At 45.2% G+C, this 13,158-nt stretch carries 13 protein-coding genes; all 13 read right to left on the bottom strand.

Annotated elements, in window-relative coordinates; all coding sequences use genetic code 11:
- Nucleotides 1-203: 203 nt before the first annotated feature.
- On the bottom strand, nucleotides 204-1,397 hold the full coding sequence (gene flgL / locus RJD38_RS10535; RefSeq protein WP_065545591.1) for a flagellar hook-associated protein FlgL: 1,194 nt from the start codon (nucleotides 1,395-1,397) through the stop codon (nucleotides 204-206).
- Nucleotides 1,398-1,406: 9 nt separating this feature from the next.
- Nucleotides 1,407-3,281 (bottom strand): flagellar hook-associated protein FlgK, encoded by a 1,875-nt coding sequence (gene flgK / locus RJD38_RS10530; RefSeq protein ID WP_065545592.1) that lies wholly within the window; start codon nucleotides 3,279-3,281, stop codon nucleotides 1,407-1,409.
- Between the two features lie 235 nt (nucleotides 3,282-3,516).
- A complete protein-coding gene (gene flgJ / locus RJD38_RS10525) occupies nucleotides 3,517-4,440 on the bottom strand; it encodes a flagellar assembly peptidoglycan hydrolase FlgJ (protein WP_065545593.1) in 924 nt (307 codons plus the stop codon).
- A 10-nt stretch (nucleotides 4,441-4,450) separates the two neighbouring features.
- Nucleotides 4,451-5,542, bottom strand: coding sequence for a flagellar basal body P-ring protein FlgI (locus tag RJD38_RS10520; RefSeq protein ID WP_005592579.1), 1,092 nt, complete (start codon nucleotides 5,540-5,542; stop codon nucleotides 4,451-4,453).
- Between the two features lie 50 nt (nucleotides 5,543-5,592).
- A complete protein-coding gene (flgH, locus tag RJD38_RS10515) occupies nucleotides 5,593-6,381 on the bottom strand; it encodes a flagellar basal body L-ring protein FlgH (RefSeq protein WP_065545594.1) in 789 nt (262 codons plus the stop codon).
- 55 nt (nucleotides 6,382-6,436) lie between these two features.
- On the bottom strand, nucleotides 6,437-7,225 hold the full coding sequence (gene flgG, locus RJD38_RS10510) for a flagellar basal-body rod protein FlgG (protein ID WP_005592583.1): 789 nt from the start codon (nucleotides 7,223-7,225) through the stop codon (nucleotides 6,437-6,439).
- Nucleotides 7,226-7,244: 19 nt separating this feature from the next.
- Nucleotides 7,245-7,994 carry a flagellar basal-body rod protein FlgF gene (flgF, locus tag RJD38_RS10505; protein ID WP_065545595.1) on the bottom strand — a complete coding sequence of 250 codons (750 nt, stop codon included), beginning with the start codon at nucleotides 7,992-7,994 and terminating at the stop codon, nucleotides 7,245-7,247.
- A 209-nt stretch (nucleotides 7,995-8,203) separates the two neighbouring features.
- Nucleotides 8,204-9,508: a flagellar hook protein FlgE gene (gene flgE / locus RJD38_RS10500; RefSeq protein ID WP_065545596.1), complete on the bottom strand. Its 1,305-nt coding sequence runs from the start codon at nucleotides 9,506-9,508 to the stop codon at nucleotides 8,204-8,206.
- Nucleotides 9,509-9,536: 28 nt separating this feature from the next.
- Nucleotides 9,537-10,244: a flagellar hook assembly protein FlgD gene (gene flgD / locus RJD38_RS10495; RefSeq protein WP_005592588.1), complete on the bottom strand. Its 708-nt coding sequence runs from the start codon at nucleotides 10,242-10,244 to the stop codon at nucleotides 9,537-9,539.
- Between the two features lie 17 nt (nucleotides 10,245-10,261).
- On the bottom strand, nucleotides 10,262-10,678 hold the full coding sequence (gene flgC / locus RJD38_RS10490) for a flagellar basal body rod protein FlgC (protein ID WP_005592590.1): 417 nt from the start codon (nucleotides 10,676-10,678) through the stop codon (nucleotides 10,262-10,264).
- Between the two features lie 4 nt (nucleotides 10,679-10,682).
- A complete protein-coding gene (flgB, locus tag RJD38_RS10485; RefSeq protein WP_005592593.1) occupies nucleotides 10,683-11,078 on the bottom strand; it encodes a flagellar basal body rod protein FlgB in 396 nt (131 codons plus the stop codon).
- 248 nt (nucleotides 11,079-11,326) lie between these two features.
- A complete protein-coding gene (locus RJD38_RS10480; RefSeq protein ID WP_005592594.1) occupies nucleotides 11,327-12,154 on the bottom strand; it encodes a protein-glutamate O-methyltransferase in 828 nt (275 codons plus the stop codon).
- A gap of 10 nt (nucleotides 12,155-12,164) precedes the next feature.
- Nucleotides 12,165-13,091 carry a chemotaxis protein CheV gene (locus RJD38_RS10475; RefSeq protein ID WP_005592595.1) on the bottom strand — a complete coding sequence of 309 codons (927 nt, stop codon included), beginning with the start codon at nucleotides 13,089-13,091 and terminating at the stop codon, nucleotides 12,165-12,167.
- Nucleotides 13,092-13,158: the final 67 nt, after the last annotated feature.

Genomic DNA, 13,158 nt, shown 5'->3' with positions numbered 1-13,158 from the left:
GAAACTACAAGAAAAATAAAAATTATCATTTAAATACAATATCTTATGATGCCATTTTATTTTCTAACCATTTCTAATTGCCGTTTTTTTCATCCACGGTGATTACTTTGCCGCCTATTTGCCACCTATTTGCCACGGCGTTTTTTCGCTCGTGTAACACTCGGTGGAACTATATTTTGCTCTTATGGCATCGCACATAAGGCTTAGATATAGTTAAACAAAGTTAAATCTTTTGCTTTACCAAACGCTTGTTGAGACGCCTGAAGCGCTCGGGTATTTTCATTAAATTCGATGACAGCTGCTGCATAATCTAAGTCTTCAAAGTTGCTCTTAGATTTTGCTAACGTCATGCGAAAGTCTTCATGTTGCTCTTCTTGAATGTCGAGGGTGCTTAATCGCGCCCCTAAATCCGAACGAGCTTTATTCAAATGAATAAACGCCGCATGAAATTCCTGAGTCACTTGGTGTAACTCTGCGGTGTTTGAAGCATCCGACACCTCGCCCTCAGAAAAGTCGCGAGCGTTTTTAAACGTTTCAAACATTGAAAACGTCTTTTTCGGTTCAAGCTCAATCTTGTCACCTTTGGTGATTTGGCCTTTTACTTGAATCGATAAATCTTGGTATTGAATTGCCTGCGTTGGGTCAAACTCATCGGCTTTCACCACGCTACCATTTTGCTCTAACTGGTAACCGAACTTGCCATTTGGCATATCAACGAAGGTCACTTTGTAAGTCGCAGTATCTGCATCATTACGATTTATCGCTCGCTCAAGCAGCAACTCCGAACCTTCCGTCAATTGATAGTTAGGATCGTAATCACCGAAAGGATTATCGATCTGCATAAACAGCTTGTTACCTGGATCATTGACTGGCATTTCTTGGCTGTTCGAAATACGCATCTTGCGCTGGTAGTCATCACCGGCATACGTCACATTCCCGGCATTATCGCGGAAAAAAGCTTGTACTTTAGGCTTGGTACCCGAGAAAACGTAGTTACCCGACTCATCTTGGGTATTACCCAAAGTGAGAAGGTTATCAAACAGCTCTTCAATTTCGCGTTGCTTAGCGATGCGATCTTCTGGTGCCAACGCACCATTGATCATTTCCATCACTGTGCGCTTGCCTTCATCAATATATTGTTCAGCATTCGACACAATCACTTCTTGGTGTTCAAGACGGCTGCGGGTTAAAACAATTGAGTTAACGTATTGCTTTAATTCTTCCGATTGTTGGCCAATATTTTGGATATAGTGCGTCGCCAGTGGATCATCACTTGGCTGAATTAGTTTTTTGCCCGAAGCTAATTGCGCTTGATTATGGTGCACTAACCCTTCTTGGCGGCGCATGTCATTTTGCACGGATTGGTAGTTATGAAAGCTGGAAATTCTAGTTAACATTTATCACTCCTACCTAAGTGCCAAAATGGTATCAAACGTTTCATTCGCCGCTTGCATCACTCGTGAAGAGGCCATATAAGCTTGCTGAAACTTCATCATATTGGCAGCTTCTTCATCAAGGTTAACCCCAGAAACCGTGGCAACACGTGCTTGTGCGGACTCTTTCTCAACGCGTGAGATGTCGGTCAGTTTTGAAGCTGTTGATAGTTTTAAGCCCATATTGGTGTTCAGATCGTGATAAATATCGATCACGGTTGATTCACCATTATTCAAATGTTTATCAGTCTGCAAGTGCAACATTTTACGTAAATTGCCGTTGCCGCCTTCTGAAGGGACAAGGTTTGCCGTAAATTTATCATTCGGCAACGCACCATCGGTTAAGGTAAATTTGGTGCCAAGCACCTCAACGGCACCTTTCGGCGGGTATTCTTGAGGTTGCAAGAGCACAGTGCCCTCTTTGTCAGTAACGGCAAATTGCTTGCCGTCTGGCGAGACGATCACTTCAAATTCTTTTAAATCACCCGTTCTTTCGATCTCAAACTTTGCGCGGCCTTGAGCAAAGGTAGTCGATGCCTCGTAGCTTTGCGCTGCGATCTTTGAGACATCTTCAAGCGCGAGTTTAATCTCTCCTGCCCCCGAACGCGTTGGGCGAATCAACACCCGCTCGCCACTGGCAAGTTCTTGGTTGATTTGAATACGCAACCCATCAACATGGATCGAATTACCATCCATTTTGACTTGTTCACGCTGTCCATCAGGGCGAGTAATAAAATGGTCACTGCCATCATATTGCAATGAATACTCACCGGTTTTTAATGGCGTAATATTTTCAATGTGTACTTCAAGATCGGCTTTAGAATTTGACGAAGTGACAACACGAGACTTCACCGCGATAGCGGAGTTCACATCAGTGAACATCTCAGCGCCAATTTGACCTTTCAAATCCAAACCTTGTGTTTGTAAATGATTGACTGCATTAGAAAAACCAACTGCAAGCTTACCAATTTCATCCAGTAGAAACGGGACTTTATTGTCACGCATATCCAACATTGCACCGATTTTGCCATCAATGTCTTTACTGGAGATTGGTTTGATGCCTTTGCCTTCAATCATCGCCAAACGTTGTTGCTGGGCATCAGGAAAGCCATCGACAAGCGCTAGTGTACTTGCTTCTGTACCAGAAACGAGCATGTGTCCATTACCAATATGAACGTTAAAACCTTCACGATTCGCACGCGGGGTCACGGTGACTTTGGTATATTCAGACAACTCACCAATCAGTTTTTCATGTCGATCCATTAGATCGTTGTGCGGCCCTGGGTTGCGCATCATCAATCGGTTGATATCACGAATTTCCAAACCAAGTTGATTAACACGCTCAACCCCGAGTTCCAATTTTTTATTCGCAGTATCTTGCTGGCGGTGAATGTCGCGATCTAAATCATTCAGGTTCTGCGCAATAAACCAAGCTTTCTCTAGCACAACTTTACGTGAACCGACATCGTTTGGGCTGTCAGCGAGAGATTTAACCGCATCAAACCAGCCGTTCATATTCTCTGGTATTTTTTGCGAAGCGACTGATGAGAGTAAACCTGACAGAATTTGCAGATCTTCTTCGTTGTCATAGCGGGAGGCGTAGTTGGTGGTCGAGATATTCAACTCATTAACGGCAAACTGATCAAATGAGCGGCGAACATTTTCCACATGCACACCCATACCGTAAGTTTGGCCCCCAAACTGACGTGGATCATTGGTTCCTTGCAGCACAGACTGACGGCTATAGCCCTCTGTGTTGACATTGGAAATGTTATGCCCTGTGGTGTTGAGTTGTCTCTGAGCGGTGAGTACGCTTTGTGTACCTAAACCCAGTAGATCCGACGCCATATTGCCCCCGAAAACCTTATAAAATCAGCGTTAGCTGAGTAACTGATAAGATAAAAGCAATTAATGTGCCAATGAGAGAGGTGAGAAGAAAGAATCGAGAAACGAGAAACGAGAAACGAGAAACGAGAAACGAGAAACGAGAAACGAGAAAAGAATAAAAGATCATAGAATGCCGCAACAATGGGTAAGCGCCCTCTATTCTCTATTCTAAAAAAGTCACCCGAAGGTGACTGTTTTACATTTGATCGATTTTATCTTTAACCCTTAATACCTTCTCTGCGTATTGAGGATCCGTTGCGTAACCCGCTTGATGGATGCCACGAATAAACTGCTCTGAGTTGCCGCCATGACGAAGTGCGGTGGTATAACGCGGGTTTTCATTAAGGAAACGTACATAGTCATTAAAGCTTTGCTCATAATCAGAGTAAGAGCGGAATGCCGCTTTCTCTTGAACAGGCACACCCTGATGGTATTCGAGCGTTTGAGTCGCCACTTTCGCGCCATCCCAACTTCTATCCGCTTTAATGTTAAACAGGTTATTGCTGCTACCACGAGTGTTGGCAACCATTTTTTGCCCCCATCCCGTTTCTAATGCCGCTTGTGCTAACAGTAGCGACGAATCCACTCCCAACGCACGTGCGGCTTTTTCAGCGTAAGGCTTCATCGAAGCCACGAATGATTCTGGCGAGTCAAAGTTTGCCGCTTTGCCGACCACTTTGCTTGCCGGTTCGGCAGGTTGTGGCTCCCCATCACGTAATGATTGCGACTGGCGCGCACGATCTACTTTTTCCATAATATCGGCAAAGTCATCATGATTAGAGGCACTGTTGTTTTCGATCGAACCAGTACTCAATTGCGCGACAATCATATCCGCCAGGCCTAGCGAGCCTGATGAGCTTAATTCGCTCGCCATCTGCTCATCTTGCATTTGACGGTAAAACTGCTGGTTTTGGCTGTCTAACAAACCCGATTCAAAAGTCGCATTCGCATCACGCATCGATTTAAATAGCATGCTCGTAAAGATCGACTCAAACTGTTTTGCTGCGGCTGTCAGCGCTTCTTTCTCACTCGCTTCATCGCCCTTTACCGCTTGTTGACGTAGTTTATCTAGCCCAGCGATATCATGAATAAAGCCAATATCATTACCGTTATTAATCATAGTTAATCCCTTAAATGATGATCAATTGGCCTTCAATTGCTCCCGCTTGTTTCAGCGCTTGCAAGATAGCCATTAAATCTGAAGGCGCAGCACCAACTTCATTCACTGCTCTCACCAAATCATCTAACGTTAAGCCCGGCTCAAACTTAAACATTTTGCCCTGCTCTTCGCTCACTTCGATATCAGAATCTGGTACAACAACGGTGTCACCACCTCCAAATGGATTCGGCTGGCTAGCATTGAGGTTTTCTTTAATAGCCACTGTCATGCCACCATGAGTAACCGCCGCCGCTTTCAAACGCACATGCTTGCCAACCACGATGGTACCGGTACGTGAGTTTACGATGATTTTAGCGGAACCTTCTGCTGGATCGAATTCTAGGTTTTCAACAGCGGAAAGAAACGCCACTCGTTGACTCGTATCACGCGGTGCACGCACTTTTACTGAGGTTGCATCAACGGCTTGCGCCATTTGTGGGCCGAGGAAGTTATTCACTGCATCTGCCAAGCGCTGCGCAGTGGTAAAATCGGATTCGAGGAGGTTAAAAGTGATGTAATCGCCGCGGCTAAATGGACTTGGAATTTCACGTTCAACCATTGCACCGTTGGAGATCATACCGGCGGTTGGATTGTTACCAACAATTTTTGAACCATCAGCGCCAGAAGCGCTAAAGCCACTCACCACCAAGTTACCTTGGGCAACTGCGTACACTTGACCATCCAAACCTTTTAGCATGGTTTGCATCAGCGTGCCGCCACGCAGACTTTTCGCAGAACCAATTGAAGAGACCGTCACATCAATACTTTGTCCTTGCTTTGAAAAAGCAGGCAATTCAGCGGTAACTAATACAGCCGCGACATTCTTCGTTTTTGGTTTTGTGCCAGGCGGCAATTGAATGCCGAAATTTTGCAGCATCGCATTGAAACTTTGATCGGTAAACGGCGTTGATTCCCCCGTTCCCGGTAGACCGGTCACCAAACCATAACCCACCAATTGGTTACTACGCACACCTGCAACCTGCGCGACGTCTTTAATACGTGCAGCTTGAGCTGATGTAGCCATCAGTAACATTGAGGTGATAAGGAGGATAACTTTGTTCATTGCGATACCTGTAACTTAAGACGATGTCAAAACACCGCCTTCAAATCGAATTACAGGGATACATTGAAGAATCGTGCCAAGAATCCAGGTTCTTGCATATCTTGTTGAGTACCTGTACCAGAATAGCGGATGCGGGCGTTAGAAACGCGGGTTGAAGCAATCGTGTTGTCGTAGCTAATATCATCAGGACGAATCGTGCCACTAAGGCGGATATATTCATCTCCAGTGTTAAGCGTTAGCCATTTTTCACCACGAATCACAAGGTTACCGTTCGCTAGCACTTCAACGACTTCAACGGTGATCGAACCTGAAATGCTGTTGCTTTGGTTGGCAGCAGCACTGCCGGTAAATTTATTGTCGTTTTTCAGATTATACGAAAAGTTATAATCACCAACGTTAAGTTGCTTACCGCCCACTTCCAATGGGTCCATATTTGCCGCATTGTTTTTTGACAGATCCGCATCGGCACTTTTTGCCGCCTTGGTACTTTCATCCATCGTCACCGTAATAATGTCACCAATCCCACGAGGTTTAGAGTCGTTGTAGAGGCTAACACTGCCCGCTTTACTGCCGGTATTAAATAGTGAGCCAGTTTCTGCTGCATAGTGCTCTGGTTCATGTTTTGGGTGAATTGGCGCCCAAGCGGGATCACCGGCAACCGGATCATTGCGGCCACGCAGCGTATCGATGATACCTGAACTGTCGTCACCCGATTTATCACCCTCAACAGCGTCAACCGTGGTGGTTCCTTGCACAACATCAGGTGTTTCCACCGGTGGTTGCAACATAGTACAGCCCGACATCAACGCGATAGCAATCAGGGTTAAGATGCGATTCATACTCGTGACCTCTTAATGCTTTGGAATATTCTACTTACTGTCTATCAGTAGCGCGTTATAGCTGCTGATTCACGAAGCTCATCATCTTATCGACTGCTGAGATCACTTTTGAGTTCATCTCGTAGACACGCTGTGCTTCAATCATGTTGACCAATTCTTCCGTCACATTCACGTTTGACGTTTCCAGCATCGATTGACGCACCTTACCAAAGCCATCAAAGCCTGGAACCCCTTCTTGTGGGTCACCGCTGGCACCGGTTGGTAAGTAAAGGTTTTGTCCCACCGGCTCTAGGCCACCTGGGTTTATAAAATCGACGGTGGTGATCTGGCCAATCACTTGGTTATCTTGTTGCCCACGCAGACGAACGGAAACTTCACCATCGGTACCCACTGTAATACCAATCGCATCTTCTGGAATGGCAATTTCAGGTTCCAGTGCGTAACCGGCACCCGAGGTCACGACCACACCTTCATCGTTCACAGTGAATTGACCATTGCGGCTATAACCAATATTGCCATCAGGCATTAGGACTTGGAAAAAGCCATCGCCTTCAATCATCATGTCTAAGCTGTTAGTGGTGGTTTGCGCGTTACCGTTGGTGTGGACCTTTTGGGTTGCCACAACCTTTGAACCTGCCCCAAGCATTAAACCACTCGGCAGTTCAGTGTTCTGTGAAGACTGCCCGCCCGCTTGGTTGATATTTTGATAAAACAGATCCTCAAATACAGCACGGCTTTTTTTGTAACCGATGGTCGAGGCGTTCGCCAAGTTGTTTGAAATCGTAGAAATATTGGTTTGCTGAGCGTCTAAGCCAGTCTTACTTACCCATAGTGCCGGATGCATAGTAATCTCCTAAAAATTATTAGCTCGAACGAAGTAGCGTGTCAGAGGCTTTATCCATCTCTTCCGCTGTGCTCATCATTTTGACCTGCATTTCAAATTGACGTTGTAGGTCAATTAATGCCGTCATTTCACCCACCGCGTTGACGTTACTTCCTTCGATGGCACCTTTTAACAGTTTTACCCCCGCATCTGTTTCGTATGCGGCATTAGGATTTTTAGAACGGAATAAACCGTTTACATCTTTGAATAGTGATTGATTATCAATGCGAACCAATTTAACGCGGTCGACAACCTCCATCGCATCCGCTGGCGCGCCTTGAGGTAATACTGAGATCGTACCATCGTTACCAATTTCAACCTTGCTCACAGGGACTGGCAATGTGATCGGCGCTCCGCCTTCACCCAGAACCAAGTTACCGTTGCCGCTGATCAGTAGGCCATTGGTGTCGATTTGCAGATTACCGTTACGAGTTAAACCTTCTTTACCGGTTTTATCCATCACTGAAATCCAGCCATCACCTTGCACGGTAACATCGAGATCACGCCCAGTAGTAATAACACTGCCTTGTTGAAAGTTATGGCCCGGACGTTCTGTCATGCTAAATACACGCGTCGGTAACCCATCACCATACGCTTGCATTGAACGCGCTTGTGCTAAGTCCGCACGAAAACCGGTGGTGCCTACGTTGGCTAAGTTGTTCGCTCTGAGCTGCAATGCCTGCATATTTTGCTTGGCACCGCTCATGGCGAGAAACAGAGAACGATCCATAACTTGCTCCAAAAATCACTATTCAGAGCTAAATAAGCAATTGTTATGCCATAAAATATTTATGTTATTAATCAATTAGATGAGTGTGGTTGGTAAAATTTTTGACGTAAGCAAGAAAGGAAAAGAAGATTGAGGTGGCAACAATGGCAACCAGGCGTTGCCGCCAAGTTGCCATCCAGATAGAGTACGCTTGATTCTGCTTAAGAGAATTAACGAATTTGCAGGATGTTTTGTTGCAGCTGATTATGTACCTCTAGAGAACGCGAGTTCGCTTGGAAGTTACGCTGCGCGGAAATCAAATCGACCAATTCTTGCGTCATATCGATATTCGCTTGTTCAAGCGCACCGTTGTTGATGGTACCAAATGAACCTTTGTTCGATTCACCCCAGATTTTATCACCTGAGTATTGCGTTGAATCCCACTGCGTGCCGCCTTTCTTATCAAGACCTTGCTCATTCGCAACGCGAACCAGTGCCACACGACCCAAAGTGATGTTTTCACCATTTGAGTAAGTGCCTAACACACTGCCATTTTCATCAAAGTCAATCTTAGTTAGGAAGCCTGTTGTCGCGCCATCTTCATCAAATTTAGTCAATTCAAATGGAGCAGCAAATTGAGTGGCTGAATCTAAGCCAAACGATAGAGTTTGAGTAACATCCGCACCGTTCATATCAATTGGATTCGCACCAGCACCAATCGGTTCACTAACAATATTTTGGCCGTTGTTCAGGCTCGCTAAAGTACCATCGTTATTGAACTTCATTGTGTGACCAACATGACCTGTTGGTGTAGTTGCATCACCGCCAGTAATGTTGATTGGTTTTTCGCCCGCTTTATCCGTCACGGTGTAGTATGTCTGCCATGTATTTGGCTGAGTTTGATCTTTCAAGTAGTACGTTGTCATCTTGTAAGATTGGCCCATCGAGTCATAAATGGTCGAAGACGTTGAACGGTTATACGTTTCTGGATCGGAGTAATCAAACAAAGCAGGATCTTTTAGGTCACCATTAGCAGGTAAGTTCACACCTACCGCAATGTTGGCCGTTTGCTTTGGCTTACCAAACTCCGCTGGAATGTTAATTGGTGTTGGCTCGTAAGAGAGCACATCTCCAGTATCTTGATTTACTTGATAACCCAAGAGGTACTCTTCATTTGAAGTGACCATGTAGTTATCTTTGTTCAAGTGGAAAGCACCGTTACGAGTCAGCTCATTTTGCTGAGGGATCAAACGCTCTTTAGCCACCGAAAAGAAACCCGTACCAGACACGCGTAAATCCAATGGGTTGTTGGTGTAAACACTTGAACCTTCGTGGAATTGCTGTGCAACCTTATTTGCTTGTACACCTTGGCCTGCAGAGGTCTTAGAGTTAGTAAATAATGAGTTTGAATAAACATCACCGAATTCAGCACGTGATTCTTTAAAACCGAACGTGTTGGCGTTGGCAATGTTATTACTGGTGGTGTTCAGATCGAGCTGAGCGGCTGATAACCCGCTTAATGATACATATGACATTCCAAATTCTCCTATCTAGCTCGCGTTGTTACGCTTTGCCTACTTCAAGTACTTCAGCAAGTCGAACTGGTGACTCAAAGCCAGCCAGATTAAGCAGTACGTTGCCATCACCTTTACCCAGAAGAACGCTGTTGACGTTTGCGTATGTCGATACTTCAAACTCTTTGCTCTCTCCTTCTAACAAGCCCGATGCTTTCACATTGTACTTGCCAGCCGGCAATGGATTACCGTTTTCATCTTTTCCGTCCCACACAACGCGGTTATCGCCGGCCGGTTTCGCCCCCACTTCGAACGTGCGCACCAATTGGCCCATCTCGTTCTCAACGCGGACAAACATGTTGTCTACGCTTTGTGGCAGTTTCACCATTGCCGCCATAGATTTACCGTCTTGCTTTAAGCCTGCAGCACCTGGAACCAATACATCTCGGCCAACCAGAGTCGACGCCTGCAAAGCTTGGTTTGATGTCATTGACGCGTTCAATGTATCGAACTGATTGTTCATCTTGCCAATGCCATCAACGGTGGCAAATGAAGCCATTTGCGCAATCATCTGGTCGTTACCAACCGGCTTAAAAGGATCCTGTTGAGCAAGTTGCTTGGTGAGCAACGATAAGAAATCTTCTTGTTTAAGATCTTGCTTACCCGTTGTTCCTTCAGGCTTTTTTTGCTCTTGAAGCGCTTTAAGCTGGTCTACATAGGACAAGCCGCTTTGACCAACGTTATTAATACCGGCCATACGTTACCTCCTTATCCCTATTGACCCATCTGCAGCGTACGCAGCAGCATTTGTTTACTAGCATCTGCAACTTGAACATTGGTTTGATATGAACGAGAAGCAGAAATCATGTTGGCCATTTCCTCCATGACGTTGACATTAGGTTTGTAGATATAACCTTCGTCATTGGCAAGAGGATGATCTGGGTTGTACTCCGCATTCAGCGGTTTATCGCTTTCAACAATACCTAACACTTTCACTGGCACGTTATGGTCACGACCATATTGTGCTTTACTTAACTCCGCACCAAATACCGCATGACGCGCTTTATAGGTATCTTTTGCCGAGCTTGAGATACTGTCTGCGTTCGCCAAGTTGCTTGAGGTAGTATTTAGACGAACGGATTCAGCACTCATGGCAGAACCAGTCACATTGAATACGTTAAATAAGCTCATCTAATTATTCCCCTTTGATTGCTTTGGTTAAGTTCTTGAATTTGCTTCCTAAGAAGTCGAGTGATGCTTGGTGTCTGATTTGATTTTGCATAAACAAGTTACGCTCTAAATCCACATCCACCGTATTGCCATCACCGGTGTCAGGTTGTGTTGGCAGCCGATACTGCACTTCCCCTGTCACTCTGGTAGAGGCAGGAATATGCCGACCATCAGTGCGGCTAAGACCAATGCTTGCCTCTGATGTTGCCGCCTGCAACGCCTTATTAAAGTCCATGCCTTTTGCTTTGTAACCTGGCGTATTAGATTGTGCAATGTTGCTGGAAATCACTTCCGCATTGCGCTCGCGTACACCGACTGTGTGTTGATGAACGCCTAAAGCCTTGTCAAAAGAAATAGCCATGTTTGCCTCTATATTCAGAACTGACCGTTATTACTAGTAGATAAAGCAATATACGTACCAACTTTCAAAGTTGTCACGCCAACACTTTATCTCCATTTTTAATCAGCAATAACTACGCCAACTTTTTGGTCGTCATTAATTGATTGGTTACCGACTTGGAATGTCATCTTGAGTATAGCGGTACTTTATCGCCATAAAAAAACCCAGCAAATGCTGGGCTCTTTAATACAGACGTAACTTGAGTACGCTTACTTAAGTTTGTAAATAATACCAGGGTTGCAACGCACCATTTCAAAACGGTCAGTCAGGCCAGTTAACGACTCTGACGCCCCAAGTAGCAAGTAACCACCGGGGTTAAGGCTATTGGCCATTTGATTAAGCACTTTTGACTTCATGTCTGGTGAGAAGTAGATCAGCACGTTACGGCAAAAAATAATGTCGAATTTACCGAGCAATGCGTAGCTATCCATCAGATTTTGTGGGCGGAAGTTAACCAGACGTTTGGCGTTATCTTTGATTTTCATACGACCATCACCCACATCTTCAAAGAAGGTGCGGCGACGCTCTGGCGATAAACCTCGACCTAATGCCAAGTTGTCATACACGCCAGCACGACACATATCCAACATATTGGATGAGATGTCAGTGGCGGTAATCGATACATTTGGCAGCATACCCGGCTTACGCACTTGCGTTTCCAAAATGGTCATTGCCATTGAGTACGGCTCTTGGCCTGATGAACTTGCCGCCGACCAGATTTTGATCGGGCGCTTATTCGCCGCTACTTCCGGTAAAATTTTATCGGCGAGTACGGTGAATGGGTAGCTATCACGGAACCATAACGTTTCGTTGGTCGTCATCGCATCCACAGCGGCAATGCGCAGCTCACGATTACGCCCAGTAATTACATCGCGTAATAAATCAGAAAGCGACGCCAACTTAAACTTAGCTACTAGCGGACTCAAACGGCTTCGAACGAGGTATTGCTTACTTTCTCCAAGCACAATACCGCATTGGGATTCTAAAAAACGGCTGAAGTCACGATACTCTTGATCGCTTATTGTTATCGCTGTCATTCACTTCTCTTTAATTTGTAAGTGCAGTCTTCACTGCATTACCAAGCTCATCTGGGTTAAATTTGGCGATAAAGGCATTTGCACCAACTCGCTCAACCATCGCTTGGTTAAATACCCCACTCAATGAAGAGTGCAGTATGACATATAAATCTTTTAATTCTGCATGACGTCGAATTTCTGCGGTCAATGTATAACCATCCATCTCAGGCATTTCAATATCAGAAATCACCAACGATATTTGATCATAGATGCTACCTTGTGACGCCATTTCTAATAATTTTTCGTACGCTTCTTTGCCATCTTTGACTGACACAACTTCAAAACCAATTGAAGTAATGGCACGCTCAACCTGTTTACGAGCAACGGTTGAGTCATCTGCAATCAAGATACGGCGTACAACTTGTCTTTCCGCCTGCGCTTGGGCGATTTCTTGGCCGATATTGGCATCCATGGTTTCATCCACAGGCGCGATCTCTGCCAGAATTTTTTCAACATCGAGGATTTCAACCAGTTCATTATCGATGTTCGTCACCGCAGTTAGATAATGCGCTTTACCTGAACCTTGTGGCGGCGGCAAAATCGCTTCCCAGTGCATATTGATAATGCGCTCAACCGAGGTCACCAAGAATGCTTGAATGGTGCGGTTAAACTCGGCAATCACGACAAATGCTTTATCCACGTCCGTCGTTGGGCGACCACCAATGGCTAAACTTAAATCAATCACAGACACGGTATGACCACGAATATGCGCCACACCTTTAACGAGCGGGTGAAGATTAGGCATGATGGTAAGCTTAGGACATTGGAGAACTTCTTTAACCTTGAATACGTTGATGCCATAACGCTGACGACCCATTAGGCGAAACGTAAGTAGTTCTAATCGGTTTTGACCGACGAGTTGTGTACGCTGATTCACAGAATCAAGAATACCCGTCATAAGCTCATCTCCATCTCTCAAACTTTCATGTATAAAAAGTGGTAATCTAGAACAGGCTATGAAAACC

Source organism: Vibrio scophthalmi (assembly GCF_040869025.1).
GTDB lineage: Bacteria > Pseudomonadota > Gammaproteobacteria > Enterobacterales > Vibrionaceae > Vibrio > Vibrio scophthalmi.
This window is presented reverse-complemented; position numbering and strand designations above follow the sequence as displayed.